Annotated in this window: 25 protein-coding genes; 21 read left to right on the top strand and 4 right to left on the bottom strand. The window is 71.8% G+C overall.

The annotated features are described in order from the left end of the window. The first annotated feature begins 62 nt into the window (after window positions 1-62). The 5 genes from WBK31_RS33825 to rfbD all read left to right on the top strand — a co-directional run bounded on the left by WBK31_RS33825 (window position 63) and on the right by rfbD (window position 5,029). Window positions 63-296 carry a hypothetical protein gene (locus tag WBK31_RS33825; RefSeq protein WP_406673737.1) on the top strand — a complete coding sequence of 78 codons (234 nt, stop codon included), beginning with the start codon at window positions 63-65 and terminating at the stop codon, window positions 294-296. 399 nt (window positions 297-695) lie between these two features. Continuing rightward, window positions 696-2,150 carry a sugar transferase gene (locus WBK31_RS33820; RefSeq protein ID WP_364062437.1) on the top strand — a complete coding sequence of 485 codons (1,455 nt, stop codon included), beginning with the start codon at window positions 696-698 and terminating at the stop codon, window positions 2,148-2,150. A 1-nt stretch (window position 2,151) separates the two neighbouring features. Continuing rightward, a complete protein-coding gene (locus tag WBK31_RS33815) occupies window positions 2,152-3,219 on the top strand; it encodes a glucose-1-phosphate thymidylyltransferase (protein ID WP_364062440.1) in 1,068 nt (355 codons plus the stop codon). Then, window positions 3,216-4,145 carry a dTDP-glucose 4,6-dehydratase gene (gene rfbB / locus WBK31_RS33810; RefSeq protein ID WP_364062443.1) on the top strand — a complete coding sequence of 310 codons (930 nt, stop codon included), beginning with the start codon at window positions 3,216-3,218 and terminating at the stop codon, window positions 4,143-4,145. The genes WBK31_RS33815 and rfbB overlap by 4 nt, the downstream gene beginning before the upstream one ends. Continuing rightward, window positions 4,142-5,029, top strand: a complete 888-nt coding sequence (gene rfbD, locus WBK31_RS33805; protein ID WP_364062446.1) for a dTDP-4-dehydrorhamnose reductase — start codon at window positions 4,142-4,144, stop codon at window positions 5,027-5,029. Before rfbB ends, rfbD begins: the two co-directional genes overlap by 4 nt. Here rfbD and WBK31_RS33800 read toward each other — a convergent pair. Continuing rightward, window positions 4,952-5,557, bottom strand: a complete 606-nt coding sequence (locus tag WBK31_RS33800) for a dTDP-4-dehydrorhamnose 3,5-epimerase family protein (protein ID WP_364062449.1) — start codon at window positions 5,555-5,557, stop codon at window positions 4,952-4,954. The two genes, rfbD and WBK31_RS33800, sit on opposite strands and share 78 nt — an antisense overlap. 176 nt (window positions 5,558-5,733) lie before the next feature. Here WBK31_RS33800 and WBK31_RS33795 point away from each other — a divergent pair, with 176 nt between their 5' ends. The 10 genes from WBK31_RS33795 (at window position 5,734) to WBK31_RS33750 (ending at window position 15,570) form a co-directional block, all read left to right on the top strand. Further along, window positions 5,734-6,957 carry a class I SAM-dependent methyltransferase gene (locus tag WBK31_RS33795; protein WP_364062452.1) on the top strand — a complete coding sequence of 408 codons (1,224 nt, stop codon included), beginning with the start codon at window positions 5,734-5,736 and terminating at the stop codon, window positions 6,955-6,957. Then, window positions 6,954-7,727 carry a sugar phosphate nucleotidyltransferase gene (locus WBK31_RS33790; RefSeq protein ID WP_406673736.1) on the top strand — a complete coding sequence of 258 codons (774 nt, stop codon included), beginning with the start codon at window positions 6,954-6,956 and terminating at the stop codon, window positions 7,725-7,727. Before WBK31_RS33795 ends, WBK31_RS33790 begins: the two co-directional genes overlap by 4 nt. Beyond that, complete coding sequence (locus WBK31_RS33785; protein WP_364062458.1) at window positions 7,724-8,371, top strand: PIG-L family deacetylase; 648 nt, start codon at window positions 7,724-7,726, stop codon at window positions 8,369-8,371. The genes WBK31_RS33790 and WBK31_RS33785 overlap by 4 nt, the downstream gene beginning before the upstream one ends. 6 nt (window positions 8,372-8,377) lie before the next feature. Then, window positions 8,378-9,400, top strand: a complete 1,023-nt coding sequence (locus tag WBK31_RS33780) for an SDR family oxidoreductase (protein ID WP_364062460.1) — start codon at window positions 8,378-8,380, stop codon at window positions 9,398-9,400. Next, entirely contained in the window at window positions 9,397-10,671 is a 1,275-nt protein-coding gene (locus WBK31_RS33775) for a DUF4910 domain-containing protein (protein WP_364062462.1), read from the top strand. The genes WBK31_RS33780 and WBK31_RS33775 overlap by 4 nt, the downstream gene beginning before the upstream one ends. Beyond that, complete coding sequence (locus tag WBK31_RS33770; RefSeq protein WP_364063251.1) at window positions 10,671-11,624, top strand: hypothetical protein; 954 nt, start codon at window positions 10,671-10,673, stop codon at window positions 11,622-11,624. The genes WBK31_RS33775 and WBK31_RS33770 overlap by 1 nt, the downstream gene beginning before the upstream one ends. A gap of 21 nt (window positions 11,625-11,645) precedes the next feature. After that, window positions 11,646-13,133 carry an oligosaccharide flippase family protein gene (locus tag WBK31_RS33765; protein ID WP_406673735.1) on the top strand — a complete coding sequence of 496 codons (1,488 nt, stop codon included), beginning with the start codon at window positions 11,646-11,648 and terminating at the stop codon, window positions 13,131-13,133. Next, window positions 13,120-14,022 (top strand): glycosyltransferase family 2 protein, encoded by a 903-nt coding sequence (locus WBK31_RS33760; RefSeq protein ID WP_406673734.1) that lies wholly within the window; start codon window positions 13,120-13,122, stop codon window positions 14,020-14,022. Before WBK31_RS33765 ends, WBK31_RS33760 begins: the two co-directional genes overlap by 14 nt. A gap of 82 nt (window positions 14,023-14,104) precedes the next feature. Then, window positions 14,105-14,770, top strand: coding sequence for a hypothetical protein (locus tag WBK31_RS33755; RefSeq protein ID WP_406673733.1), 666 nt, complete (start codon window positions 14,105-14,107; stop codon window positions 14,768-14,770). 2 nt (window positions 14,771-14,772) lie between these two features. Next, complete coding sequence (locus WBK31_RS33750; protein ID WP_364062474.1) at window positions 14,773-15,570, top strand: hypothetical protein; 798 nt, start codon at window positions 14,773-14,775, stop codon at window positions 15,568-15,570. 7 nt (window positions 15,571-15,577) lie between these two features. Here WBK31_RS33750 and WBK31_RS33745 read toward each other — a convergent pair whose 3' ends face one another. Continuing rightward, window positions 15,578-16,501 (bottom strand): DUF6492 family protein, encoded by a 924-nt coding sequence (locus tag WBK31_RS33745; protein WP_378785987.1) that lies wholly within the window; start codon window positions 16,499-16,501, stop codon window positions 15,578-15,580. A gap of 121 nt (window positions 16,502-16,622) precedes the next feature. Here WBK31_RS33745 and WBK31_RS33740 point away from each other — a divergent pair, with 121 nt between their 5' ends. Both WBK31_RS33740 and WBK31_RS33735 read left to right on the top strand, forming a co-directional pair. After that, window positions 16,623-17,345 (top strand): hypothetical protein, encoded by a 723-nt coding sequence (locus tag WBK31_RS33740; RefSeq protein WP_364062480.1) that lies wholly within the window; start codon window positions 16,623-16,625, stop codon window positions 17,343-17,345. Continuing rightward, window positions 17,342-18,682, top strand: a complete 1,341-nt coding sequence (locus WBK31_RS33735; protein WP_406673732.1) for an O-antigen ligase family protein — start codon at window positions 17,342-17,344, stop codon at window positions 18,680-18,682. The genes WBK31_RS33740 and WBK31_RS33735 overlap by 4 nt, the downstream gene beginning before the upstream one ends. Here WBK31_RS33735 and WBK31_RS33730 read toward each other — a convergent pair. Beyond that, a complete protein-coding gene (locus tag WBK31_RS33730) occupies window positions 18,679-19,224 on the bottom strand; it encodes a dTDP-4-dehydrorhamnose 3,5-epimerase (RefSeq protein WP_364062486.1) in 546 nt (181 codons plus the stop codon). The genes WBK31_RS33735 and WBK31_RS33730 overlap by 4 nt on opposite strands. A gap of 155 nt (window positions 19,225-19,379) precedes the next feature. Here WBK31_RS33730 and WBK31_RS33725 point away from each other — a divergent pair, with 155 nt between their 5' ends. From WBK31_RS33725 to WBK31_RS33710, 4 genes are read left to right on the top strand one after another with little or no spacing between them, the layout of a single operon-like run. Then, on the top strand, window positions 19,380-20,135 hold the full coding sequence (locus WBK31_RS33725) for a WecB/TagA/CpsF family glycosyltransferase (RefSeq protein ID WP_364062489.1): 756 nt from the start codon (window positions 19,380-19,382) through the stop codon (window positions 20,133-20,135). A gap of 25 nt (window positions 20,136-20,160) precedes the next feature. After that, the gene (locus tag WBK31_RS33720) at window positions 20,161-22,293 is read left to right on the top strand and encodes a glycosyltransferase (RefSeq protein ID WP_378785989.1); all 2,133 of its coding nucleotides are present in this window, start codon (window positions 20,161-20,163) and stop codon (window positions 22,291-22,293) included. Next, window positions 22,290-23,618 (top strand): hypothetical protein, encoded by a 1,329-nt coding sequence (locus tag WBK31_RS33715; RefSeq protein WP_364062495.1) that lies wholly within the window; start codon window positions 22,290-22,292, stop codon window positions 23,616-23,618. Before WBK31_RS33720 ends, WBK31_RS33715 begins: the two co-directional genes overlap by 4 nt. Before the next feature lie 10 nt (window positions 23,619-23,628). Next, window positions 23,629-24,924 carry a hypothetical protein gene (locus WBK31_RS33710; RefSeq protein WP_364062498.1) on the top strand — a complete coding sequence of 432 codons (1,296 nt, stop codon included), beginning with the start codon at window positions 23,629-23,631 and terminating at the stop codon, window positions 24,922-24,924. Here the strand turns inward: WBK31_RS33710 and WBK31_RS33705 are convergent. Beyond that, the gene (locus WBK31_RS33705) at window positions 24,906-25,922 is read right to left on the bottom strand and encodes an NAD-dependent epimerase/dehydratase family protein (protein ID WP_364062501.1); all 1,017 of its coding nucleotides are present in this window, start codon (window positions 25,920-25,922) and stop codon (window positions 24,906-24,908) included. The two genes, WBK31_RS33710 and WBK31_RS33705, sit on opposite strands and share 19 nt — an antisense overlap. Window positions 25,923-26,077: the final 155 nt, after the last annotated feature.

Raw genomic sequence — 26,077 nt, 5'->3', positions numbered from 1 at the left:
CGCCCGTCACTACGCGGACGGGAGCGTCGAGGCGCTCGCGTGGGAGGACGTGGTCGAGGTCCGTGTCGTCGCAGGTCCGGGAAGAGGTGCGTTACGTCCTGCTCGACCGCGACGGCGAGGGCTGCGTGGTGCCGCGCGACGCGACCGACGCCACGTTTCTCGCCCGCCTGCGCTATCTGCCGGACTTCGACGTCGACCGGCTCCAGGTGGCGGCCGACTCGCCCCACGACGGCGTCGTGGTCGTCTGGCGCAGCCCCGACCCCCCGTCCGCCCTGCCCGACCTCGAATACGACTGAGCCCAGCCTGCCGTAACGCGCTGCCCGACCTCGACCAGCCAGGCCCGCCGTACGCGCTGCCCGGTCTCGGACCACGGCTCGTCCGGCCCGCCAACTCCCCGACACCACCGGCCCGGCCCACCGTCCGCCCCGCCCCCCGCATACGACGACGCGTCACCGGACAGGTATCCGCCGTGTATGGCGTGGCGTTCATGCTTTGCATCTTTTGGATCGTTCCGTCAACCCCGGCCCACCGATAACTCGCGTCCTAATGTGGACATTTACCGGTATTTCCCAGCTTGTATCTGATCTTTAGTCTTTAGTGGGGGCCGCCGCCCTTGATAAGGCATGGGCCTTTCTCAACCCATGTGTCGCAAGACGTCATGTTACTGCGGTGCCGGAGTTGTCAGGGTGGTACTGATGAGGGTGGGGACTAGGGGGTCCGTCGGCGTGCTCCTTGGGGCCGTGCCGGGCCGGAAATCCAGTATTTGGACAAGAGCCTACTTACGGACCCTGTTACTCGGCGACACCTTATGCGCGCTGTGCGCATGTGGTGTCGTGCTGGGAATCCGCTGGCTCAACGGCGCGTACATCCCCGTCGTGGAGTTCGCCTTCGGCCTCGGCCTCGTCCTGTCATGGCCGGCCGCGCTCGCCCTGGGCGGAGCGTATCGCCGGCGGGCCAACGGCGAGGGTACCGAGGAGTTCAAAGCCGTCTTCAACGGCGGCGTCGGCCTGATGGCCGCGGTCGCCATCGGCGCGTACGTGACGCAGACCAGCATCGCGCGCAGCTTCGTCATGGCGATGCTGCCGCTGGGCCTGCTCGCGACGCTGTTCTACCGCTACAAGATGCGCAAGCACCTGCACCGGCGCAGGGAAGTCGGCGAGTACATGCGCCAGGTCATCGCGGTCGGGCACCGCGACTCGATACTCGACCTGGTCATGCAGTTCCGCAGGCAGCCGTATCACGGCATGCAGGTGGTGGGCGCCTGCCTGCCGTCCGATGACCGGGACGTCGATCTCGACGGTATCCCGGTGCTGGGCTCGTTCGCCGACGTGGCGGACGTCGTGGCCCGTACGCGGGCCGACGCGGTGGCCGTGCTGGCCTGTCCCGAGCTGGACGGCGCGGCGCTGCGCAGGCTGGCGTGGAGCCTGGAGGCCGACAGGACGGACCTGTTCGTCGCGCCCGCGCTGCTCGACGTGGCGGGCCCGCGCATCAGCATCACGCCGGTGGCCGGCATGCCGCTGCTGCACGTGGAGCATCCGGAGTTCAACGGGGCCAGGCAGTTCGTGAAGTCGGTCTTCGACCGGGTGGTGGCCGGCACGGCCCTGGTGGTGCTGGCGCTGCCGCTGGTGGCGGTGGGTGTGCTGATCAGGCTCACCAGCCCGGGTCCCGCGTTGTTCCGCCAGACCAGGGTGGGCAAGGACGGCAAGGAGTTCAGGGTCTACAAGTTCCGTACGATGGTGGCCGACGCCGAGCAGCGCAAGGCCGAACTCCTCGACGCCAACGAGTTCGACGGCGTGCTGTTCAAGATAAGGAACGATCCACGCATCACCAAGGTAGGCGCCTACCTGCGCCGCTACTCCATCGACGAGCTGCCGCAGCTCCTCAACGTCATCCGCGGCGAGATGTCGCTGGTCGGCCCGCGCCCGCCGCTGCTCGAAGAGGTCGCCGCCTACGGCACCGACGTGCGCCGCCGCCTGGTGGTCAAGCCGGGCATGACCGGCCTGTGGCAGGTCAGCGGCCGCTCCGACCTGACCTGGGACGAGTCCGTACGGCTCGACCTGCGGTACGTGGAGAACTGGTCGCTCATCCTCGACCTGCAGATCTTGTGGAAGACCTGGGGTGTCGTCACCCGTGGAGAAGGGGCGTACTAGCGTGAAAGCACTCGTGCTCGCCGGAGGGTCGGGCACGCGCCTGCGGCCCATCACCCACACCTCGGCCAAGCAGCTCGTGCCGGTCGCCAACAAGCCGGTGCTGTTCTACGGCCTGGAGGCGATTGCGGAGACCGGCATCCGCGAGGTCGGGCTGGTGGTGGGCGACACGCACGCGGAGATCGAGGCCGCGGTGGGCGACGGCTCGGCGTTCGGCCTCGAGGTCACCTACCTGCGCCAGGAGGCCCCGCTCGGGCTCGCGCACGGCGTGCTGATCGCCCGCGACTTCCTCGGCGAGGAGGACTTCGTCATGTACCTGGGCGACAACTTCATCGTCGGCGGCATCAAGGACCAGGTGGCCCGCTTCGCGGCCCGGCGGCCGGCCGCGCAGATCATGCTGACCAAGGTCGGCGATCCCCGGCAGTTCGGCGTGGCCGAGCTGGACGCGCGGGGCCAGGTGATCGGCCTGGAGGAGAAGCCGGCGGTGCCCAAGAGCGACCTGGCCCTGGTCGGCGTCTACCTGTTCAGCCCGGCCGTGCACGAGGCGGTCGCGGAGCTCAAGCCGTCGTGGCGGGGCGAGCTGGAGATCACCGACGCGATCCAGTGGCTGATCGAGGCGGGCCTGGACGTCGAGGCGTCGATCATCACCGGCTACTGGAAGGACACCGGCAACGTCACCGACATGCTGGAGGTCAACCGGCTGGTGCTGGAGTCGCTCGACCGGCGCGTGGACGGCGCGGTGGACGCGGTCAGCGAGATCGTCGGCCGGGTGGTGGTGGAGCAGGGCGCGGTGGTCGAGCGATCCCGCGTGGTCGGCCCGGTGATCATCGGCGCGGGCACCCGCATCCGCGACAGCTACATCGGCCCGTTCACCTCGGTCGGCGCGGACTGCACGGTCACCGGCAGCGAGCTGGATTACTCGATCGTGCTGCGGGGCACCTCCATCGCGGGGGTGGGCAGGATCGAATCCTCCCTGATCGGCCACCACGTCGAGGTGACCGCCTCAGTCAGTACCCCCAAGGCCCACCGTCTCGTGCTGGGCGATCACAGCAAGGTGCAGATCGGTACATGAAACGCATTCTGGTTACGGGCGGGGCCGGCTTCATCGGGTCCCAGTTCGTCCGCGGGCTGCGCGACGCGGACGTGACGGTGCTCGACAAGCTCACCTACGCGGGCAACCGGGCCAACCTGGAGGGGGTGCCGCACCGCTTCGTGCACGGCGACGTGTGCGACGCCGAGCTGCTGAGCCGGATCGTCCCCGGCCACGACCTGGTGGTGAACTTCGCCGCCGAGTCCCACGTCGACCGCTCGATCGAGGGCGCGGCGGAGTTCGTGCGCACCAACGTGCTCGGCACCCAGACGCTGCTGCAGGCGTGCCTGGACGCGGGCGTGCCCAAGGTCGTGCAGGTCTCCACGGACGAGGTGTACGGCTCGATCGACATCGGCTCGTGGGACGAGTCCGCGCCGGTGCGGCCGCGTTCGCCGTACGCGGCGTCGAAGGCCGGCGGCGACATGATCGCCCAGGCGTACGCGATCACTCACGGCCTGAACGTCTCCATCACCCGCTGCGGCAACAACTACGGGCCCCGCCAGTACCCGGAGAAGATCATCCCGCTGTTCATCACCAACCTGCTGCGCGGCAGGAAGGTGCCGCTCTACGGCGACGGCGGCAACGTACGCGACTGGATCCACGTCGAGGACCACTGCGCCGGCATCCGCCTGGTCGCCGAGGCGGGCGAGCCCGGCGAGGTCTACCACATCGCGGGCACCGCCGAGCTGACCAACAAGGAGCTGACCGCCCGGCTGCTCGAAGCCTGCGGCCGTGGCTGGGACATGGTCGAGTACGTCGCCGACCGCAAGGGCCACGACCGCCGCTACTCACTCGACGACCGCAAGCTGCGCGCGCTCGGCTGGCGGCCCAGGATCTCGTTCGAGCAAGGGCTGAAGGAGACCGTGCGGTGGTATCAGGACAACCCCGGCTGGTGGGCGGGGGTATGAGGTGGCTGGTGACCGGCGCGGGCGGCATGCTCGGCCGGGACCTGACGCGCCTGCTGCGGGCCGTGCCGGGAGCGTCGGTGCACGCGTTCACCAGGGCGGAGCTGGACGTGTGCGACGCGGGCGCGGTCGCCGCCGCGCTGCGCGCGGTCCGTCCCGACGTGGTGGTCAACTGCGCGGCGTGGACGGACGTGGACGCCGCCGAGCGGGACGAGGCGCGGGCCATGGCGGTCAACGGCACGGCGGTGACCGGGCTGGCCCTGGCCTGCACCCGGGTGGGCGCGCGGCTGTTACAGCTGTCGACCGACTACGTCTTCGACGGCGCGGCGCGCACGCCGTACGCGGAGGACGCCCCGACGCGCCCGCTCAACGCCTACGGCAGGGCCAAGCTGGCAGGCGAGCAGGCGGCGCTCGGCCACGGCCACTACGTGGTGCGCACCGAGTGGCTGTACGGCGCGCACGGGCGCAGCTTCGCCAGGACGATGGCGATCAAGGCGGCCGAGTGCACGCCGGTGCGGGTGGTGGACGATCAGGTCGGCCAGCCCACCTGGACCGTGGACCTGGCCGAGCGGCTGATCCTGCTCGGCGGCAGCCGGTTGCCTCCGGGGATCTACCACGTGACGAACGCGGGCACGACGAGCTGGTACGACTACGCCAGGCGGATCTTCGAGCTGGTCGGCGCCGATCCCGGCATGGTGGAGCCGGTGAGCACGGCCGACTTCCCCCGGCCCGCCCGCCGCCCCGCCTACAGCGTGCTGGGAAGCGACGCCTGGCGGCCGCCGGTGCCGATGCGCGACTGGCGCGCGGCCCTATCCGCCGCGTGGCCCCACCTGGTGGCCGCCTGGGGAGGCGTAGTGAGCCAGGCAGTCGGCGTAGGAGGGCAGTAGCCCTTGGTCCGCAGCCTGCGCCAGTGTGGGCGCCGCCGCGTCCTTCTCCGACAGCACGGGCTCGACGCCGGACGGCCAGCCGATGCCGAGGGCCGGGTCGAGGGGGTGCACGCCGTGCTCGCGCAGCGGCGCGTACGGAGTGGAGCACAGGTAGACGACCGTGGCCGACTCGCTGAGCGCGAAGAACGCGTGTCCCAGGCCCTCGGCGATATAGACGGCACGCCGCCGCCGGTCGTCCAGCTCGACGGCGACGTGCTCGCCGAAGGTGGGCGAGCCGGTGCGGACGTCCACGATGACGTCCAGCACGCTGCCGGACACGCAGGTCACGTACTTGGCCTGGCCGGGCGGCACGTCGCTGAAGTGCACGCCGCGCAGCGTGCCTCTGACCGAGATCGAGCAGTTGGCCTGCGCCACGTCCATGGGCCGGTCGAGCGCGTCCTGTTTGAACCACTCCAGGAACGCGCCGCGGTGGTCGCCGTGGATCTTCGGAGTGTGCAGCCATGCGCCGTCGAGGCCGAGGGGATCCATGAAGCGGATCATGACATGACGGGAACGTTCCGACCAGGCTCTGTAACGAATACGACAAGCGCCGCGAAATGTCTGCCGGTGGGCGAACGGGGACGGCGGACGGCCGCGGCTTTGGACCGCGCCAGACACACACAACGGCCGAAGTGGGGAGATTTCATGATGCGTGATCGGGGTCGATGCCCGTGAAAGGCTGCCGGTTATGCGGCTCGACCGAGCTCGCGAGCGTGGTCGACCTCGGCGCCACGCCGCCGTGCGAGCTGTTCCTCACCCGCGAGCAGCTCGACGAGCCCGAGCCCACCTATCCGCTGCACCTGCGCGTCTGCACGAGCTGCTGGCTGGCGCAGATCCCGCCGCTGATCCGGCCTGAGGACACCTTCACCGAGTACGCCTACTTCTCGTCGTACTCGACCTCCTGGGTCGAGCACGCGCGGCGCTTCACCGACGACGCGCTCGACCGGCTGGCCCCCGATTTCGTCGTGGAGGTCGCGAGCAACGACGGCTACCTGCTCCAGCACGTCGTGGCCAGGGGCGTGCGCTGCCTGGGCGTCGAGCCGTCGGAGAACGTGGGCCGCGCCGCCAGGGAGAAGGGCGTGCCGACGCTCACGGCGTTCCTGGACCCGCAGACCGGCGCGGCGATCAGGGCCGAGCACGGGCCCGCCGGGCTCGTCGTCGCCAACAACGTCTACGCGCACATCCCCGACATCGTCGGCTTCACCAAGGGGCTGCGCGCGCTCGTCGCCGACGACGGCTGGGTCTCCATCGAGGTGCAGCACCTGCTCACGCTCATGGAGCTGAACCAGTACGACACGATCTACCACGAGCACTTCCAGTACTACACGGTCGCATCGGCCATGCGGGCGCTGGAGTCGGGCGGGCTCGCCCTGGCCGATGTCGAGCTGCTGCCGACGCACGGCGGCTCCATCCGCCTGTGGGCCAGGCCCGCCGAGGCGGTGAGCGGGCACAGCCGCAGGGTGGCCGACGTGCTCGACATGGAGAAGAGCGCGGGGCTGCGGGAGCTCGGCGGCTACGCGAGGTTCGGCGAGCGGGTGGCCAGGGTCCGCCGCGACCTGCTGCGCTTCCTCATCGACGCGGCCGACGAGGGCAAGACCGTGGTCGGCTACGGCGCGCCGGGCAAGGGCAACACGCTGCTCAACCACTGCGGGATCCGGCCCGACCTGCTGCCGTACACGGTGGACCGCAACCCGTACAAGCACGGCAGGTTCACGCCGGGCACCCGCATCCCCGTCCTGCCGCCCGAGCGGATCGCCGCCGACCGGCCCGACTACGTGCTGGTCCTGCCCTGGAACCTGCGCGCCGAGCTGACCGAGCAGCTCGCGTACGTGCGCGAGTGGGGCGGCCGGCTGGTCTTCCCCATCCCGTCCTTGGAGGTCGCACCATGAAGGTCGTGCTCTTCTGCGGCGGTTACGGCACCCGCATGCGCAGCGGGCAGCCGGGAGACGTGCCCAAGCCGATGCAGCTCGTCGGCCCCCGCCCGCTCATCTGGCACGTGATGCGCTACTACGCGCACTTCGGGCACACCGACTTCGTGCTCTGCCTCGGCTACGGCGCCCAGCACATCAAGGACTTCTTCCTCAACTACCAGGAGACCGACTCCAACGACTTCATCCTGCACAAGGGCGAAGTCAGGATGCTCTCGCAGGACACCTCCGACTGGTCCATCGCCTTCGTGCAGACCGGGCTGCGCTCGCCGATCGGGGAGCGGCTGCGCCGGGTGCGGCCGTATCTGGAGGGCGAGGAGATGTTCCTGGCCAACTACGCCGACGTGCTCACCGACGCGCCGCTGCCGGAGATCATCGACCAGTTCAAGCAGGCGGACGCGGGCGCGTCGATGATGGTGGTGCCGCCGCCCGGCACCTTCCACTGCGTGGACGTCGCCGACGACGGGGCCGTGCGGGCCATCAGCCCGGTCAGCGAGATGCCGCTCTGGGTCAACGGCGGCTACTTCGTGCTGCGCCAGGAGGTCTTCGACCACATCCCCGAGAACGGCGACCTGGTCGGCGACGCCTGCGTGGAACTGGCCAAACGCGGGCGGCTGACCGCGTACCGGCATCGCGGCTACTGGCGGCCGACCGACACCGTCAACCAGCGCATCGAGCTGGACGACGCCTACTCGCGGGGTGAGCGTCCGTGGGCGCTGTGGGAGCGATGATCGGACTCGTACCGGTCAGGCTGGGCTCGCTGGTCGCGGTGGGCGCGCACTGCGACGATCTCGCCATCGGCGCCGGCGGCACGCTGCTCACGCTCTGCGCCGCCCGTCCGGGGCTGCGCGTCGACGCGCTGGTGCTCTCCGGTGGCGGCACCGAGCGCGAGGAGGAGGAGCACGCGGCGCTCGCGGCCTTCTGCCCCGGCGCGGATCTGCGGCTGAACGTGCTCAAGCTGCCCGACGGGCGGCTGCCCGCGCACTGGCACGAGGCCAAGGAGGCGGTGGAGGAGCTGCGCGCCGCCACCGAGCCCGACCTGATACTCGCGCCCCGCCGCGACGACGCCCACCAGGATCATCGCGGGCTGGCCGAGCTGGTGCCCACCGCGTTCCGCGACCATCTGACGCTCGGCTACGAGATCGTCAAGTGGGACGGCGACCTCGGACGTCCCAACGTCTACCAGCCGCTGCGGCCCGAAGTGGCCGAGGAGAAGGTCTCCCTGCTCCAGCGCCACTACCCCTCGCAGCGGCACCGCCTTTGGTACGACCGGGAGGCGTTCCTCGGCCTGGCCCGCATCCGCGGCATCGAGTGCGGCGCGCGCTACGCCGAGGCGTTCCACGGCTCCAAACTCGTCCTCGACCTCGGAGGCTAGGCCGACATGCGTGTACTGCTGACCGGGCACCAGGGCTATCTGGGCACCGTCATGGCTCCCGTGCTGAGCGCGGCCGGGCACGAGGTCACCGGCCTCGACTCGGGCCTGTTCGCCGACTGCGTGCTCGGCCCGCCGCCGACCGACCCGCCGGGCCTGGCGGCCGATCTGCGCGACGTGCCGGCCGAGGCGCTGCGCGGCTTCGACGCGGTGATCCACCTGGCCGCGCTCTCCAACGACCCGCTGGGCTCGCTCGCGCCGGAGCTGACGTACGACATCAACCACCACGCGTCGGTGCGGCTGGCCCGGCTGGCGCGCGACGCCGGGGTGCGGCGCTTCCTGTACGCCTCCACCTGCTCGGTCTACGGCGCCTCAGGCGGCGACGAGCTGGTGACCGAGGACGCGCCGCTGCGGCCGCTGACCCCGTACGCCGAGTCGAAGGTGCGCGTGGAGGACGAGCTGGTGAAGCTGGCCGACGCCGACTTCACCCCGGTCTTCCTGCGCAACGCCACCGCCTTCGGCTTCTCGCCCCGGCTGCGCGCGGACATCGTGCTCAACAACCTGGTCGGGCACGCCCACCTGGCGGGCGAGATCAAGGTGCTCTCCGACGGCACGCCGTGGCGGCCGCTGGTGCACGTGCTGGACATCGCGGAGGCGTTCGCCGCGGCGCTCACCGCGCCCAGGGAGGTCGTGCACGCGCGGGCGTTCAACGTGGGCGGCGAGCAGAACAACGTCACCGTGGCCGAGATCGCCGCCACCGTCGCCGAGGCGGTGCCCGGCGCTTCGGTGACGATCACGGGGGAGACGGGCGCGGATCCGCGCTCGTACCGGGTGGACTTCTCCCGGTTGCGCGCGGCGCTGCCGGCCGCCGAGGCGCGGCGGACGGTGAAGGACGGCGCGATCGAGCTGATCGACGCCTACCGCCGTCACGGGCTGACCAGGGAGGCGTTCGAGCGGCGCTTCACCCGGCTCGCCCGGCTGGCCGACCGGCAGGCGGAGGGCACCGTGAACGCGGAGCTGCGCCCGTCATGAGCGGCCAGATGACGGGCGCGGAGATGCACGCGCTGGTGGCGCGGCTCTACCCGCTGTGCAGGAGCATCACCGGCGACGGCCTCCGCGCGACCCTCGGCGTCATCGGCGAGCACCTGCCGCTGACCGTGCACGAGGTGCCGACCGGGACCCAGGTGCTCGACTGGACGATCCCGCAGGAGTGGAACATCCGCGACGCCTACATCAAGGACGCCTCAGGGCGGCGCGTGGTGGACTTCCGGCGCTCGAACCTGCACGTCGTGGGCTACAGCGAGCCGGTCTCGGCCACCATGACGCTGGACGAGCTCCGCCCCCATCTGCACACGCTGCCCGAGCAGCCGGACCTGGTGCCCTACCGGACCTCGTACTACGCGCGGACGTGGGGCTTCTGCCTCAGTCAGCGCACGCTCGACGCCATGGGCGACGGGCCGTACGAGGTGGTGATCGACTCGACGCTGGCCGACGGGTCCCTGACCTACGCCGAGCACGTCGTGCCGGGGCAGACCGGCGACGAGGTGATGATCTCCTGCCACGTCTGCCATCCGTCACTGGCCAACGACAACCTCGCCGGAATCGCGGTGGCCGTGGCGCTGGCCAGGAGCCTGGAGCGGCCGCGCCACACCTACCGGTTCCTGTTCGCACCCGGCACGATCGGCGCCATCACGTGGCTGGCCCGCAACCGGGAGCGCGTGGGGCGCATCAAGCACGGGCTCACGCTGGCCTGCGCGGGCGACTCCGGGCGGCTCACCTACAAGCGGAGCAGGAGGGGTGACGCGGCGATCGACCGGGCGGCGACGCTCGTGCTCAAGAGCCGGCCGCATCGGGTGCTGCCGTTCACCCCGTACGGCTACGACGAGCGGCAGTTCTGCTCGCCCGGCTTCGACCTGCCGTTCGGCAGCCTCACCAGGACCCCGTACGCCCAATACCCCGAGTACCACACCTCGGGGGACGACCTGGACTTCGTCACCCCGGCCGCCCTGGAGGACACCCTGGACGCGCTCCAGGCCATCACCGGGGTGCTGGAGGGCGACCGTACCTACCTCAACCTCAGCCCGTACGGCGAGCCGCAGCTCGGCCGGCGCGGGCTCTACGACTCGCTCGGCGGGCGCAGCGACACGAAACAGGCGCAGCTCGCGATGTTATGGGTGCTCAACCTGTCCGACGGGAGCAAGAGCCTGCTGGACATCGCCGAGCGCTCGGACCTGCCGTTCGCCGCGCTGCGTGCGGCGGCGGACGCCCTGCTGGCGGCCGGACTGCTCAAGGAGACCGCGTGATGCGCTACAAGGTCGGAGACCTCGTGGAAGTGCGAAGCGAGGCCGAGATCCTGGCCACGCTGGACGAACGGGGCGAGCTCGACGGGCTGCCGTTCATGCCCGAGATGCTGGCCTACTGCGGCAAACGCCTCACCGTGCACAAGGTGGCGCACAAGCTGTGCGACACCCAGACCCGTACGGGGCTCCGCAAGATGGACAGCGCCGTGCACCTGACCGGCGCCCGCTGCGACGGCTCGGCGCACGGCGGCTGCCAGACCGCCTGCTCCCTCTACTGGAAGGAGGCATGGCTCAAGCCGGTGACGGACGAGCCCACGACCGCGCCGCAGGACGCCAGGCTGCTGCCGCTGCTGGAGGCGAACACCCGCAAGCCGCCCGCCGATGACGGCACCGTGCGCTACTCCTGCCAGGCGACCGAGCTGCTGCGCGCCGCGCCGGCCTGCCTGCCGTTCACGAACGCCCGCCAGTACGTCACCGACGTGCGCTCCGGCAACGTGGGCCTGGGCAGGACCGTGCAGGCCATCGCCATCGGGCTGTTCAACCGCCTCCAGCGCCTGTCCAGGCGGGTGCTGCCGCGATGGCTGCTGATCAAGGAGGGGCTGCCGTGGGGCTTCCTCAAAGGCCGCCTGAAGGGGCGGACGCCCACGCAGACCCTCGGCCTGCGACCCGGGGAGCTGGTGCGGGTCAAGTCCAAGGAGGAGATCCTCGCCACGCTGAACGAGGACCTGCTCAACCGCGGCATGGGCTTCGAGCAGGAGATGGCCCGCTACTGCGGGAAGACGGCGCGGGTGCAGGCCAGGGTCGAGCGCTGCATCGACGAGAAGACGGGCGAGATGCTGACCATGAAGAACCCGTGCATCGTGCTGGAGGGGGTCGTCTGCGCGGGCGTGCACAGCCTCAACTGCCCGCGCGAGTTCGTACCGTTCTGGCGGGAGATCTGGCTGGAACGGGTCTGACCCGCCGTGACCGACGACCCCGTGACTGACGACCCTGTGACCGGCGACCCTGTGACCGGCGACAGGGTCGAGTCCATCGGCCGCAAGGCGAGCAGCGGGCTGCGCTGGAGCCTGCTCGGCAACACGGTCACCAAGGCGGCCTCGTTCGTCATGAGCCTGGTGCTGGCCAGGCTGCTGGCGACCGAGGACTTCGGCGTCTACGCGGTCGCGCTGGCCGCCACGCAGTTCGTCATGGTCGTCAAGGACGCGGGCGTCATGGCCGCCGTCATCCAGTGGCGCGGCCGGGTCTCCGAGATCGCGCCCACGGCCACGGTGCTCGCGTTCTGCTTCGCCACCGGCCTGTACGGGCTGTTCTGGGCCGGTGCGCCGTACTTCGCCGCGCTGGCCGGCAGCGAGCCGGCGACCGGCGTGGTGCGGCTGCTCACGGCCGTCATCCTCGTCGAGGCCGTGACCGCCGTGCGCAGCGCGGTGCTGATGCGCGAGTTCGCCCAGGACCGCCTCGCCGCCGCGAACCTCGCCGGGTTCGCGGTCAACGCCACGGTCGCGATCTCGCTGGCGGCGGCCGGCGCGGGCGCCTACAGCTTCGCCTGGGGCCAGCTCGGCGGCGCGATCGTGACCGGTGCCGTCATCGTCCGGCTGGCCAGGATGCCGTGGCGGTTCGGCTTCGACCGGGCCATCGCCGCCCGCCTGCTGCGCTTCGGCCTGCCGTCGGCGCTCGGCTTCGGCCTTGAGGCCGTGCTGATGAACTCCAGCTTCGTCGTCGTGGGCGCGGTGCTCGGCGAGCAGCAGCTCGGCTACTACCTGCTGGCCTTCAACGTGTCGAGCTGGGTGCCAGGGGTGATCGGCACGGCGCTGCGCTACGTCGCGCTGCCCGGCTTCTCGCGGCTGGCCGAGGACCCGGACTCGCTGTCGGAGGGCGTGCGCAGGTCGGTGCCGCTGCTGGTGTCGTTCGTGATGCCGGTGGCGCTGGTCATGGCCACGCTCGCGCATCCCCTCATCACGTTCCTGTACGAGCCCCGCTGGGCTCCCGCGGCCCCCGTGCTGAGCTTCCTGTCCGTGCTCATGGTCGTCAGGATGATCACGTCGTACCTGGTCACCGACATCCTCATCTCGACCGGCGCGACCAGGAGCACGGTCTGGCTCAACCTCGGCTGGGCGCTCGCGCTGCTGCCCGCCCTCATCATCGGGGCGCACCTCGGCGGCATCACGGGCGCGGCCATCGGGCACGCCGCCGTGGCCGTCCTCGTCGCGCTGCCGCTGGGCGCGCTGCTGCTGCGCCGGCAGGGCGTACGGCTGCGCGGCGTGCTGCCCGGCCTGCTGCGGCCCGCGCTGGCCTCGGCGGTGACGTGCGCGTACCTGACCGCGCTCGCCGCCGCCTTCGCGTGGCCCCCGCTGCCGGAGCTGCTCGTCGTGGGCGGCTCAGGACTGGTCGTATTCGCCCTGCTGGCCATGCCGCGCGCGATGCTCGGCCGGCTGACGCGTCGAGGGAGGACCTATGTCCGGCTCTGAGATGTCCGGTGCTGAACTGGTGTCGATCGCCCTGCCCGTCCGCAACGGCGCGGAACGGCTGGAACAGGTCGTGAAATCCGTGCTCGCGCAGGACTACGGGAACGTCGAGCTGGTCATCTCCGACAACGCCTCCACCGACGCCACCGAGGAGGTGTGCAGGGACCTCGCGGCGGGCGACCCCAGGATCGTCTACCACCGGCACCCGCACAACGTCGGCCTGCTCGGCAACTTCATCCACGCCGCCAGGATCTCCCGCGGCGCGTTCGTCCGCTGGATCGGCGACGACGACCGGCTCGACCCGTCCTGCATCTCGCGCGCCATGGCGGCCTTCGCGGCGGACGAGCGGCTGGTGCTGGTCACCACGCAGGTCGCCTACACCGGCCCCGACGGCGTGACCAGGATGGCCGCCTACGACGGCACCGGCCTCGGCTCCGACGACCCGGTGGAGCGGCTGCGCGAGTGGCTGCGGCTGCTCAACGAGAGCCCGCTGCTCATGGACCCGCTCTACGGGCTGCTGCGGCGCGGGCCCGCGACCGGCATCCCGCGCAGGAACATGCTGCACGAGGACGAGATCTTCGCGGCCAAGCTGGCGCTGGCCGGTCCCTGGGGGCATGTGCCCGAGGTGCTGGCGCACCGCAACACCCGCGTCGAGCGCATCACCAAGGTGGCGCGCAGGCTCGGCGTGCCGTCCTGGCAGGCGCACGTGTCCAACACCCTCCAGCTCCGCGAGCTGCTGCGGTGGGTGGGCTCCGCCGAGCACGTGCCGGGGCTGACGGCCGCGCAGCGCCGCGCGGCGCGGGCGGCCGTGCTGCGCATGTACGCGCGCAGACAGCGCCGCACGGTCGCCCGGCGCGGCCGTAAGGTGCTGTCCCTGCTGCGCCCCACGTAACGAGTGCTGCGTAACGAATGCCATGAACGCACGATTTCCCGATGTATCCGATATACCGGAACAACGCGGACGGGCGGGCCAAGTGCGCTTCTGGACGACTCTTCTCGGTCTGGCCGGGAACAAGCTCGTCGGTCCTCCCGTCGTCGTGGCGGCGCTCGCGTTCGCCGCCGCCGGGTTCCTCCTCATGCCGGCCCGTTACGCGTCCACGGCGGCCATGGTGGTCACCATCTCCACCGCGGGCGGCACCCAAGAGGTCAGGCCCGCCGCCGAGCAGAGCCTGACCAACCCGCTGCTGCAGTTCGGCGACCCGCTGCGGACCACGGCGGGGATCGTCATCCTGTCGATGCGCAACGAGCGGGTGGCCAAGGCGCTGGGCGTCACCGACGGCGGGCCGGTCGAGGTGACCGTGGACGACGGGCGCACCGACCCCGACCTGCTGAAGGTGGGCTCCAGCGGGCCGTTCCTGCACATCGAGGTGGAGGGCCCGTCCGCCGCCACCGTGCGGGAGGTCATGGCCAAGGCACAGGGCCAGGTGCGGACGGAGCTGAAGAACTGGCAGACGTCGCTGGGCGCGCCGCCCATCACCCACATGGGCCTGCTCGACGTGCGGCCCGCCACCCCGCCCGAGCCCGTCTACCGGGACAGGATCCTGGCGGCGGCGGGCGGCGGGGCGCTCGGCGCGCTGATCGGAGCCGGGGTGGCGTACGCGCTCATGCGGCGGGCGAGGAAGGCTGGGGGGCGAAGGTGACCATGGCTTTCTGGAACGATGTGCTGGGGCTGCTCCGGCGGCGCGCCATCGCCCTGCCGATCCTCGCACTCGGTCTCGTCCTCGCGGTGGCGGCGTACCTGATCACCCCTGCCCGCTACGCCACCGAGTCGTCGCTGATCCTCACCCCGCCGCCGAGCGGCGGCACCCTCTCGCTCGACCCGGCCGGCCCGGTCGGCCAGACCAACCCCCTGCTGCAGCAGAACAACGGGCTGCGCACCGTGGCCGGCATCCTCATCGTCGCGCTCAACGGCAAGGACGAGCTGCGCCGCCTCGGCGTCACCGAGAACGGCCCGACCACCATCGTCATCGACGACGGGCGGTCGAACGCCGACCTGCTCGGCGTCGTGACGCTCGGGCCGTTCCTGCACGTCGCGGTCGAAAGCGACGATCCGGCGACCGCCACGCAGGTACTGGAACGGGCGCACCGGCGGCTGCGCGAGCGGCTCACCGCGTACCAGGTCGCGCTCGGCGCGCCGCGCAGCACGTACATCACGCTCAGCACCGTCGTGGTGCTGCCGCCGAAATACGACCCCACCGCGAAGATCCAGTACGCCGTGGGCGCGCTGCTCGCCACGATCCTCGCCGGCCTCGGCTGCGCGTACGCGGTGCAGGTGCGCGGCCTCTTCCGCCGCCGCACCGCCCCGGCCGTGGACGGCGGGACGTTCACCTCGGACGCCTCGCCCAACGGCCAGGCCCCCGCGAGCACCTCGGGAACCGGAGCGGATCTGGTCGGCGCGTCGAACGAGACGGCGGCCGACAAGTCCGGCGAAGGCGATTGACGCCGGGTCAGGACGTCCGGGCGGCGACCTCCATGCCGTGCCGGATGGCCGCCTGCCGCACCTCGGGCGGTGTGCCCGACTTGGAGGAGATCATCATGCCGATCGCCTCGGGCCCCACCCGCCCGGCGAAGTCCAGCGCGGTGCGCAGGTCCATCGGCGACTCGTCGGGTGTCTTGTGGCAGATCGAGGTGTCGGAGGGCGGCCGTCCGTCGGTGGCGCTCAGCACCTCGTCGACGAAGACGCCGTACAGCATGAACTCGGAGACGTGCAGCCGCGAGCCGAACGCCTCGATCCAGTGCCGCCCGGTGGTCTCCCTGAGCCGGTCCTGCAGCTTGCGCACGGTGGCGGGCTGCCAGAAGGTCAGCGGGCTCATGTAGTCGGGCAGCGGCGGCCCCGGCGGCGGCGGAAGCCGCAGCAGGTCGCGGGCGACGCGATGCCAGAGCAGGTGGCGGGGCATCGCCGCGTGCACGCCGCCCTCCAGCCTGTGCAGCGCCACCCTGCCGTCGACCAGCGCCCGCGCGGCGGTGACCGGCCGGAGCAGCACCACGTCGGAGTCGGCGACCAGCACGACGTCGGTGTCCATGGCGGCGCTGGCCGCGATCTTGACGATCTGCTGCATCACCCAGCCGCGCACCGGCGGCCAGGGCCGGCGCACATTGACCCACATGCCCATGCGGGGCACCTGGACGTACCGCCTGGGCAGCAGCTCGTCCACCGTCCAGACCCGGCAGCGCGGCCCCGCGTACGGCGCGAACAGCCGCAGGTCGGGGCGCGGCACGATCACGTGGTGCACGGTGCCGGGCGGGGTGAAGCGGAGCACCGAGTCGTGCAGGTCGCCGAAGTGGCCGGCGTCGGGGCCGTAGCTGGGGGTCACGACGGCCAGCGTCCTCATGGGCGGCCCCACGGCGCGCAGCACTCTTCCACGGCTCACCTCTCGCGGATGCCTCTGTCGGCCCCCGGTGTATCGAGGCAGGACTTTGGCACGTTACAGACATCGGGTAACACGCCCCGCTTTCCCGTCGATTGCCTCAAAGAGGGGTGAGGGGGACGACGTGGATTTATGGCAGGCGATCTCCGTCCTCGTCCGCCGCTGGTACGTGGCCTTGTCGGCGCTGCTGCTGACGATCACCGCCGCGTACGGCATGTACACCACGGTCCCCACCCGGTACGTCTCGACCACCCTCATGGTGCTCACGGTGCCGACCAGCGGCTCCTACCGCATGCCGCAGCCCAACCACCCCAACCCGCTGGTCAACCCGCTGCTGAACTTCGACGGTGGCCTGAACATGACGGCCTCGATCATGGTGCAGGTGCTGGGCAGCCCCGAGGTGGCCGCCCAGCTCGGCGTGCACCCCGACTCGCCGACGACGTACGAGGTGCACAACGGCCATCCCAACCCGGAGTTGCTGATCAACGCGCCGTTCGTGGTGATCGAGGGCACGAGCCCGTCGCCGCAGGACGCCAAGCGGATCGTCGAACGGGTCGCCGAGCGGGCCAAGGCCGAGCTGGACCGCCGCCAGCACCTGCTGGGTGCGCCGCCGGAGACGTTCATCAACCTGACCCCGATGATCGGGCCGACCGAGCCCCAGCCCGAGCGGGGCGGCAAGACGCGCGCCGCGGCGGTCGTGCTGGCGCTGGGCGTCATGGCCGCCCTGGGCGCCTCCTACGCCACCGAGAGCATCGCGCAGGGGCTGCGGCGGCGGCGTCAGGAGCAACGGCCGCAGGAGGCCGGCGCGGCCGCCGCGGCGGCCGAGGAGGCGGTGCTGCCGCGATGAGCGTGGCCACGCTGCCATCGTCGAGCACGGGGCGCCGCGGCGCGGACGCCGCCACGCTGTGCGCCGTCTTCGTCGTGGTGCTCATGCTGGTGCCCGCCCGGCAGGTGATCGGCGGGCTGCCGTTCGACCTGACCTACGCCGAGGCCATCGGCCTGATGGCCGCCGTCTGGTGGTGCTGTGCCCACCTCACCACCACGCTCGGCGCCGCCAAGGGCCCCAGCATGGTCAGGTACGCGATCTACTTCTACGTGATCACGTTCCTGGTGACGTACGCGTACACGACGGCCGGTTACCTGCCCGCGCACGAGCTGGCGCTGTCGGACCACATCCTCGTCATCACGGTCGGCGTCGCCGGCATCGCGCTGCTCGCCGTGGACGGCGTGTCCGGGCGCGACCGGCTCGACCTGGTGCTGAAGACGCTCGTCGTCGCGGGCGCGATCATGGGCGTGATCGGCGGGCTGCAGTTCCTGTTCACCTTCGACCTCACCGAATACCTGCACATGCCCGGCTCCCGCCTGCGCTCGGTCGAGGAGACGATCCTGCAGCGCAACGGCGTCAACAGGGTCGCCTCGACGGCCACGCACCCCATCGAGTTCGGCGTGGTGTCGGCGATGGTGCTGCCGCTCGGGCTGCACTACGCGTTCGACGCCTGGGAGCGCCGCGCGCCCTCGCTGCGCTGGTGGGTGATGTGCGCGCTGATCGCGGGCGGTATGGCGTTCTCGGCCTCCCGCTCGACCGTGCTCGGCCTGGCGGGCTCGGGGGTCATCCTGCTCGCCGGGTGGAACAGGTCGCGGCGGCTGCGGGCGGGCGCGGGGTTGATCGGCTTCCTGGTGCTGCTGCGGCTGTTCGTCCCCGGGCTGCTCGGGGCGATCATCGGGCTGTTCGGCAACCTGGACAACGACGAGAGCCTGCGCTGGCGTACCAACGACTACAGCACCGCGCTCGCCGAGTTCCTCCGGCATCCCTGGCTCGGGCGGGGCCACGGCACCTGGTTCCCGCCGCACCACCCGGTCTTCGACAACCAGTACCTGCTCACCGCCGTGCAGGGCGGCATCTGGGGGCTGCTCGGGTTCGCCGGGCTCTTCGTCGTCGGCATGGTGGCGGCGCTGCGGGTACGGCGGATCGGCGCGGACGCGCGTACCAAGGATCTCGGGCTGACGCTGGCGGCGGCGCTGGCGGTGCCGCTGCTCGGCTGTGCCACGTTCGACCTCAACTCCTTCAGCACCGCCAACTCGCTGTCCTTCCTGCTGATCGGGCTGGTGGGCGCGCTGCTGCGGATGGTGCGCCGCGACGCCGGCGCGCAAGCCGCCGGGGTTCGAGCCGGGGCGGCGCTTTAGAGGCCCAGCCGCCGCAGCGCGTCCTTCCACGAGCCCGCGTTCAGGTCCCGCGCGCTGATCGCGGTGACCGGCAGCGGCCAGGCGATGGCGAGGTCGGGGTCGTCGTAGCGGACCGAGATGTCCTCGGACGGGTCGTGCTCCCTGTCGATGCGGTAGCAGACGTCGGCCTCGGTGAGCGCCTGGTAGCCGTGGAGCAGGCCCGGGGGCACGTACAGGTGGACGAAGTCCTTGTCGTCGAGCGTGACCGCCATCTGCCGCCCGAACGTCGGCGAGCCGGGGCGGGCGTCCACGAGCACGTCGTACACCGCGCCGCGGGCGCACCTGACGAGCTTGGCCTCGCCACGCCCGCTCCTGCCGTGCAGGGCGCGGATGCCGCCCGCGACCGTACGCGACTGGCTGTCCTGGACGAACGCGGCCGGGTCGAGACCATGCTCCTCGGCGATGGCGGCGTCGAAGGTCCTGGTGAAGAATCCGCGCTCGTCGCGGTGCGGGGTGGGGGTGAACAGCAGTGTCCCGGCCAGCGGGCCGCGCTCCACTCTCATAGTGGCAATCCTGACCCTTGGCACGTAACGGATAAAGCCCTGCCCCGATGACAAAAAGGAAGGACTGACGGCCAGGCACGTCAAGCCCGAGGAGGGGTGAGGACAATCCCGTGGACCGCTCCTCTGACAGGAACGATCCAGCATCCCGAGTCCGGGTGGGGGCCATCGAGGTCATGGCGATGACCGAGGCCGAGGTCGCCGAGCACGTCACGCGCGCCTGGCGCGCCGGCCTGGGCGGCGCGATCGTGACCGCCAACGTGGACATCGTCAGAGCCGCCACCCGCGCACCCGACCTGGCCGCGCTGGTCGCCGCTGCGGAGCTGGTGGTGGCCGACGGCATGCCGGTCGTGTGGGCCGCCAGGATCGCCGGCGCCCGCCTGCCCGACCGCGTCACCGGCGCGTCCCTGGTCTTCACGCTCGCCGCGTGCGCCGCCCGCGAAGGCCGCTCGGTCTTCCTGGTCGGCGGCGAGCCCGGCGTGCCGGAGCGGGCAGGAGAGGTGCTGGCCGCCCGATACCCCGGCCTGGTGGTGGCGGGCGCGTACGCGCCGCCGTTCGGCTTCGAGCGCGACCCCGCCGAGGTGGACAGGACCGTCAAGCTGGTCTGCGCGGCGGCCCCCGACCTGGTGCTGGTCGGGCTCGGCTTCCCCAAGCAGGAACGGCTCATCGCCGTGCTCCGCCCCGAGCTGCCGCGCGCCTGGTACCTGGGCTGCGGCGCGGGCATCCCCATGGCGGCGGGACGCTTCAAACGGGCGCCGCGCGCCCTGCAGCGAGCGGGCGCCGAGTGGCTGTTCCGGCTCGCGCTGGAGCCGCGCCGCCTGGCACGCCGGTATCTCCGCGACGACCTGCCCTTCGCCTTCGGCCTGCTGGCCGGCGCCGCATGGCGGCGCCTGACCGCCGGCCGCCGCCCCTAGACACCCGACAGATTGGCCACCGCCGATGAGCGTGCCCGCGATCGACCACCCCGCGCTTGCCGTCGTCATCGTCACCTACAACAGCGGCGAGGTCATCGAGGACTGCCTGGCCGGCCTGCCTGACGCGCTGCGCGACGCCGGCCCCAGCAGGACGATCGTGGTGGACAACGACTCGCGCGACGACACCGTGGCCAGGGTGCTCGCCGCCGGGCCGGGCGTCGAGCTGGTCCGTACGGGCCGCAACGGCGGGTTCGCGGCCGGCGTGAACGCGGGCATCCAGGCGGCACCCGGCTGCGACGTCCTCGTGCTCAACGCCGACATCAGGCTCGCGCCCGGCTCGGTGCGGCTGCTGCGCGAGAAGCTGCGCGAGCCCGGCGCCGGCATCGCGGTGCCCCGGCTGACCCACCCCGACGGCAGGCTCCAGCTCTCGCTGCGCCGCCGCCCCACCGTGCTGCGGGCGCTCGGCGAGGCGCTGCTCGGCGGGTTGCGTGCGGGCAGGTACGCGCCGCTCGGCGAGCTGGTGGTCGATCCCCGCGCGTACGACCGGCCCGCCTACCCCGACTGGGCCACCGGGGCGGCCTGGCTGATCTCCCGCCGCTGCCTGGACACCGTCGGCCTGCTGGACGAGCGCTACTTCCTGTACTCCGAGGAGACCGAGTACATGCTGCGGGCCCGCGATCACGGGCTGCGGGTGGCGTACGAGCCGCGCGCGCGGGCCGTGCACATCGGCGGCGAGCAGGACCGGTCGAGCCCGCTGTGGACGATGTCCGCGCTCAACCGGGTCAGGCTGCACCGCGAGCGTCATGGACCCGCCAGGGCTTCGCTCATGCGGCTGGCCGTGGCGCTGAACGAGGCGCTGCGCGCCGTGGCCCGCGGCCGGACCGGTGGCGCCCGGCACCGCCAGGCGCTGCGCGAGCTCGCCCGCATGCCCGCCTGGCCCACCCCGCCGGGGGCTTCCGGCGGCTCCCCGGGAACTTCCGGGGAGCCGCGGGCGGCGGGGGAGCCGCCGCCGTACGTCTGCTTCTCCGGCCAGGACTGGTGGTACCACAACAGGGCGCACTCCGACTTCCAGCTCATGCGCCACCTGGCCCGCTCGCGCCGGGTCCTGATCGTCAACAGCATCGGCATGCGCATGCCGACACCCGGCAAGACCACGTACGTGGCCAGGCGCATCATCAGGAAGCTGCGCAGCGTCGCCAAGCTCGTCCGCAGGGTCGAGCCGCGCCTATGGGTCATGTCGCCCCTGCCGCTGCCCTTCTACCGCAGCCCCAGGGGCAGGGCGCTGAACGCCTGGCTGGTCAGGACCCAGGTGCGCGCGGTCTGCGCCCTTCTCGGCCTGCGCCGCCCGGTGATCATGGTGACGATCCCGACCGCCTGGGACGCCGTGCGCCTCATGCCCCGCCGCGCCCTGATCTTCAACCGCTCCGACCGCCACTCCGACTTCCCCGAGTCCGACCGCCCCACCATCGAGGCGCTCGAACGCGCCCTGCTGGAACGTGCCGACCACATCGTCTACGTCAGCCGCGCCCTCATGCGCGAGGAGGCCCCGCTGACCGGCGAGCGCGCGTACTTCCTCGACCACGGCGTGGACCTTGCGCACTTCACCCCCGTGCCCGAGGAGAGGCAGCCCGCCGACCTGCGCGCCATCCCAGGACCGCGCATCGGCTTCTTCGGCGCGCTCGACGACTTCGTGGTGGACTTCGAGCTGCTCGAACGGGTCGCCGTCGAGCTGCCGGAGACCTCGATCGTGCTCATCGGCGACGCCAACGGCGACATCGGGCGGCTCACCAAGCACCCCAACGTGCACTGGCTCGGCTTCCGGCCGTACCAGGAGATCCCCGCGTACGGCTCCGGCTTCGACGTCGCGATCATGCCCTGGCCGGCCAACGACTGGATCAGGCACGCCAACCCGATCAAGCTCAAGGAGTTCCTGGCGCTCGGCCTGCCGGTGGTCAGCACCCCGTTCGACGAGCTGGCCCACTACGCGGGCCGGGTCAGGGTGGCCGCCACCCCGGAGGAGTTCGTCGCGGCCATCAAGACGAGCCTGGCCGACGGCCCGCCGCTGCCCGCGGAGGAACTGCGCGCCTCGCTGGCGGGCGCGACCTGGGCCGGCCGCGCCGCCGCACTGGCGGCCCTGACCGAACGGGAGCCGGGATGAGCCGGGACGAGCCCGCGAAGACGGCCGGGCAGGGCACACCGGCGGTGGGGCGAGGCACGTGGGCCAAGGTGGCTTCGGTGGTGACGGCCGCCGCGATCTCGGCGGGCGGCTGGGTCTGGCTGCGCGACCACCCGGCACAGCCCCCGCCGCCGTCGCTGACCGCGCCGTCCATGACGCTGCGCGCCCTGCCCGGGGAGGGCCCGGACGCGTACGCGGCATGGCCGCGCCTGGCCGAGGCGGGCTGGACGCGGGAGTCGTTCTTCCCCGTCGGACTGTGGTTCTCCTCGGCCCGCACGGCCCGGCAGGTCGCCGCCGACCGGGCCATGGGCGTGAACACGTACCTGGAGCTGACCGCCGACAGCCGCCCCCGCCTGCTGCGCAAGGCCGGGATGACCGCGCTGACCACCGAGCGCCCGCCCGGCACGGGCGCGGAGACCGTGGGCGCCACGCTGCCCGCCAAGGCCGACGAGTGGGCGGGCATCGGGCAGTCTCGCTGGAGCGGCAGGACCGGCCGCGCGCCGTGCCGCCCCGAGCTGTCGTACTGCGGCTACAGCGTGCTGAGCGCGAGCGCCGCGAAGCTGCCCCGCCGCGACGGCCCCGTCTACGCGACCTTCGGCAAGGGCGTCGTCCACCAGGCCACCGACCCGCAGGCCGGCAGGTTCGTCAACGACTACGCCGACCTCATCGGCGTGGACGTCAACTGGTACGCCGACAAGAACGTCTGCGCCGAGGCCGCCCGCTGGCGGCAGCTACCGGCCGGACAGTGCCGCCTGGCCGCTAACTACGGCGCGACCGTGGACCGCGTACGCGAGCTGGACGCCCGCGACGGCCTGCGCAGGCCCGTCTTCGCCGTCATCTCGCTCGCCGGCCTCACGCCCGGCCAGGTCGGCGGCGCGGTGATGAGCTCGCTCATCCACGGCGCGCGCGGCATCGTCTACGACCCGCACGGTCCAGGCCCGCGCTGCAAGAGCGACGACCTGCTGCGCAGCGCCTGCGGCGCGAAGGTCAGGAAGGCGGTGACCGAGCTGAACGCGCTGATCGAGCGGCTCGCGCCCGTGCTCAACAGCCCCTCGTACGCCTACGACTTCGCCCCCGAGCTGGACACCGTGCTCAAGGAGCACGACGGCGCGTACTACCTGTTCGCCATGCCGGGGCGCGGCGCGGCCACCGGCGACCACACGCTCACCGTCCCGGCGAACCTGTCGCCGCGCGGCCGGATCGTGGACCATCTCACTGGACGCCCGATCGAGGTCGACAGGGAAGGCCGCTTCACCGCGACCTTCGCCACCGAGCACGCCTACCACGTCTATCGGATCACCCCGTAGCTGGAGGGACATGGCTTCGCGCAGGCTATCGAAGTGGTTACTGCTCATCCCGCTGGTGCTGGTGGTCGGCGTGGCCTGGGTCATCGCGCAAGGGGGAGCCGCCACCACGGCCGAGCGCTTCGATCTGCCGCGCGTGCCCTGGGAGGGCGGCCCCGCCTACTACGCGGACTTCCCCGTGGCCAAGGAGGCGGGATGGACGGACCCCGCGTTCTTCCCCATCGGGGTCTGGTTCGAGTCCGTCCTGGAGGAACGTGACGTCCGGCTCGACAAGGAGGCCGGGCTCAACACGTACGTCGAGCTGACCGCCAACAGCGACATGAAGCTGATCCGCGAGCACGGCATGTACGCCATGACCAGCAAGCCCCTTCCCGGCGCGGGCCCCGAGACGGTCGGCTGGCTGCTCACCGACGAGCCCGACATGTTCGCGGGCCCCGGCGACGGCAAGTGGAGCGGGAAGTTCGCCGGAGAGGGACAGATCTGCCTGCCGGAGAAGCCGCCCTGCGGCTACACGGTGATGCGCACGCTCAAGGACAAGCTGCCCAAGGGCGACGGCCGCCTGCACTACGCCAACTTCGGCAAGGGCGTCGCCATGTGGGAGTCGGACGAGGAGGCGAGCACGTTCGTCAACAGCTACACCGACGTGCTGTCCACCGACATCTACTGGTACACCGACGCCCACATCTGCTCAGAGGCCGAGACCTGGCTCAAGCTGCCCCGCGACCGCTGCCCCAGGGCCGCCAACTACGGCCGGGTCGTCGACAGGACCCGCCGGCTCGACGCGCTCGACGGCCGCCGCCAGCCCGTGTACGCCTTCGTCGAGGTCGGCTGGCCCGGCGCCAACGGACGTACCGCCATCACCGCCGACCAGATCGCCGGGGCCGTCATGAACGCCCTCGTCCACGAGGCGCGCGGCATCGTCTACTTCAACCACAGCTTCGGCGGGGCATGCGTCAGCCAGCACGTGCTGCGCGAGCCGTGCACCAAGGACATCAGGGCCGCCGTGACCGAGCTGAACCGGCGCATCACCTCCCTGGCGCCGGTGCTCAACACCCAGTCGTACGCCCACACGTTCGAGCCCAGGCTCGACACCATGCTCAAGCGGCACGACGGCTCCTACTACGTCTTCGCCACCGTGGGAGAGCAGGGCTCGCCCGGCACCTACCGGCTGCGGCTGCCCGCCGCGCTCGCCTCCGCCGGCAGCGCCGAGGTGCTGTTCGAGAACCGGAGCGTGCCCATCCGCGACGGCGTCGTCACCGACGCCTTCGCCACCGAGCACGCCTACCACGTCTACCGAATCACGCCCTGATCGGGGCTCCTGGCCACGCCCTGGTCGGGGTTTCTGCTCGTGCCCTGGTCGGGCTTCCTGGTCACGCCCTGGTTGAGCTTCCTGGTCACGCCCTGGTCGGCGAGGCGCTGGGCGTACCAGGCGAGCGTGCGGCGCAGCCCGGCGGTCAGGCCGACGGTGGCCCGCCAGCCGATCAGCTCTTGCGCAGGGCCGGTGTCGGCCACCTGCGTGATGTCCAGCGGCCGGTCCGCCACCGCCCCGAAGCGCGGCTTGACCGGGCTGCCCGCCAGTTCGTAGAGCTGCTCGACCACCTCGCGCACGGACGTCGTGACCCCGGTCCCGACGTCGAAGGACCGCCCGATCGCCCGGTCGCTGTCCGCGGCGGCGACGAACGCCTCCACCACGTCGTCCACGTACACCCAGTCGGCGAGCTTCGCGCCGCTGGTCAGGCGGGGCTCCTCGCCGCGCAGCAGCGCCAGTGTCACGTACGGCACCAGCTTGGTCTGGTCGCGCTGCGCGGGCCCGTACACCATGGAGGGGCGCAGCACCGTGCACGGCAGCCCCCACAGCCGCCGGTACAGGTCGGCGTAGCCGGAGGCGGCGTGCTTGGCCATCGCGTACGGCGACGGCGGCGCGGCCTGCTCGTTGCCCGGCCTGGGCTCCTCGATCGAGCCCGCCAGCACCACCCGGCACTCCGCGCGCACGGCGGCGGTCAGCAGGTTCACCGTGGTCTGCAGGTTGCCCGCCAGCGTGCGCGGCACCAGCTCAGGCTCCCGCGCGCCGTTCACCTCGCTCGCCAGGTGGAACACGACGTCCGGGCGTACCGTGCGCACCAGCTCGGCCGTGGCCTCCTGGTCGCGCAGGTCCACCTGGTGGCGGCGCACCTCCGCGCCGCCGGGCCGCTGGGTCCTGCTCACCCCGTGCACCTCGGCACCCAGCGCGGCCAGGCGCGCGGCGAGGTGCCCGCCGATGAAGCCCGACGCCCCCGTCACCAGGGCCCGTCTGCCCGTCCACGTCATTGGCGTCCCTTCCCCTGCCTGCCGGTCACAGATGTATCCAGACCCGCTCCTGCGCCGTTACGACGGACGCGCCGTAATGAGGGACGCCCTGTCACCGCGGGTGGGCCGGCATCACGGACGCTCTACAACGGCGAACGCCGCCGCCCCGCACGGGG

It is taken from the genome of Nonomuraea sp. N2-4H (assembly GCF_045291505.1).
GTDB lineage: Bacteria > Actinomycetota > Actinomycetes > Streptosporangiales > Streptosporangiaceae > Nonomuraea > Nonomuraea fastidiosa.
This window is presented reverse-complemented; position numbering and strand designations above follow the sequence as displayed.

Excerpts from the sequence above, each read along its gene's own strand:
- WBK31_RS33735 (WP_406673732.1), top strand. The coding sequence starts at position 17,342 with ATGAGCGTGGCCACGCTGCCATCGTCGAGCACGGGGCGCCGCGGCGCG.
- WBK31_RS33720 (WP_378785989.1), top strand. The coding sequence starts at position 20,161 with ATGAGCGTGCCCGCGATCGACCACCCCGCGCTTGCCGTCGTCATCGTC.
- rfbD (WP_364062446.1), top strand. The coding sequence starts at position 4,142 with ATGAGGTGGCTGGTGACCGGCGCGGGCGGCATGCTCGGCCGGGACCTG.
- WBK31_RS33705 (WP_364062501.1), bottom strand. The coding sequence starts at position 25,922 with ATGACGTGGACGGGCAGACGGGCCCTGGTGACGGGGGCGTCGGGCTTC.
- WBK31_RS33710 (WP_364062498.1), top strand. The coding sequence starts at position 23,629 with ATGGCTTCGCGCAGGCTATCGAAGTGGTTACTGCTCATCCCGCTGGTG.
- WBK31_RS33800 (WP_364062449.1), bottom strand. The coding sequence starts at position 5,557 with ATGGATCCCCTCGGCCTCGACGGCGCATGGCTGCACACTCCGAAGATC.
- WBK31_RS33770 (WP_364063251.1), top strand. The coding sequence starts at position 10,671 with ATGCGCTACAAGGTCGGAGACCTCGTGGAAGTGCGAAGCGAGGCCGAG.
- WBK31_RS33820 (WP_364062437.1), top strand. The coding sequence starts at position 696 with ATGAGGGTGGGGACTAGGGGGTCCGTCGGCGTGCTCCTTGGGGCCGTG.
- WBK31_RS33750 (WP_364062474.1), top strand. The coding sequence starts at position 14,773 with ATGGCTTTCTGGAACGATGTGCTGGGGCTGCTCCGGCGGCGCGCCATC.
- WBK31_RS33715 (WP_364062495.1), top strand. The coding sequence starts at position 22,290 with ATGAGCCGGGACGAGCCCGCGAAGACGGCCGGGCAGGGCACACCGGCG.
- rfbB (WP_364062443.1), top strand. The coding sequence starts at position 3,216 with ATGAAACGCATTCTGGTTACGGGCGGGGCCGGCTTCATCGGGTCCCAG.
- WBK31_RS33730 (WP_364062486.1), bottom strand. The coding sequence starts at position 19,224 with ATGAGAGTGGAGCGCGGCCCGCTGGCCGGGACACTGCTGTTCACCCCC.
- WBK31_RS33785 (WP_364062458.1), top strand. The coding sequence starts at position 7,724 with ATGATCGGACTCGTACCGGTCAGGCTGGGCTCGCTGGTCGCGGTGGGC.
- WBK31_RS33790 (WP_406673736.1), top strand. The coding sequence starts at position 6,954 with ATGAAGGTCGTGCTCTTCTGCGGCGGTTACGGCACCCGCATGCGCAGC.
- WBK31_RS33775 (WP_364062462.1), top strand. The coding sequence starts at position 9,397 with ATGAGCGGCCAGATGACGGGCGCGGAGATGCACGCGCTGGTGGCGCGG.
- WBK31_RS33760 (WP_406673734.1), top strand. The coding sequence starts at position 13,120 with ATGTCCGGCTCTGAGATGTCCGGTGCTGAACTGGTGTCGATCGCCCTG.
- WBK31_RS33795 (WP_364062452.1), top strand. The coding sequence starts at position 5,734 with ATGCCCGTGAAAGGCTGCCGGTTATGCGGCTCGACCGAGCTCGCGAGC.
- WBK31_RS33780 (WP_364062460.1), top strand. The coding sequence starts at position 8,378 with ATGCGTGTACTGCTGACCGGGCACCAGGGCTATCTGGGCACCGTCATG.